Raw genomic sequence first — 602 nt, forward strand, 5'->3', positions numbered from 1 at the left:
TTGCATGATCACTGGCACGTTGCACAAACCGACCGCTTTTACTTTGGTGTGCTTGAGCATCGCTTCGGTCACCATGCCCGATGGATTAGTGAAGTTCAGCAGCCAAGCGTCTGGACACAATTCTTCCATCTCTTTACAGATTTCTAGCGCGATAGGAATGGTGCGACAGGCATTAGCAAAACCGCCTAAACCATTGGTCTCCTGACCGATCATGCCGTATTTAAGCGAGATGCGTTCATCGCGGATGCGACCTTCCAAACAACCTGCACGAAATTGAGAACAGACAAAATCGGCGTCTTTTAATGCGGGTTTGCGATCCAGCGTGACGTGAACATCAATATGAGACAGGTTGTTTTTCGCCAACATACGGCGTGTTAAGTCGCCAATGATGCTGACTTTCTCTTTGCCATCTTCAATATCGACCAACCACAACTCGCCGATAGGCAGTTCATGATTGCGCTTGATGAGACCTTCGATAAGCTCTGGCGTGTAACTGGAGCCTGCACCAATAATGGTAATTTTTAGATTCTTTTTCATCGTGCTGTTTCTCGTTATGGATAAGACAGTTTGATTTAAAAGCATCGTGATTCGCTATACAAACC

Annotated in this window: 1 pseudogene; it reads right to left on the minus strand. The window is 46.2% G+C overall.

Annotated features, from left to right (window positions below):
* A pseudogene (locus tag R8O10_RS26215) lies at positions 1-537 on the minus strand (6-phospho-beta-glucosidase); the annotation flags it as partial.
* Positions 538-602: the final 65 nt, after the last annotated feature.

The sequence above is a fragment of the Vibrio sp. 1727 genome (genome assembly GCF_033344415.1).
Taxonomy (GTDB): domain Bacteria; phylum Pseudomonadota; class Gammaproteobacteria; order Enterobacterales; family Vibrionaceae; genus Vibrio; species Vibrio alginolyticus.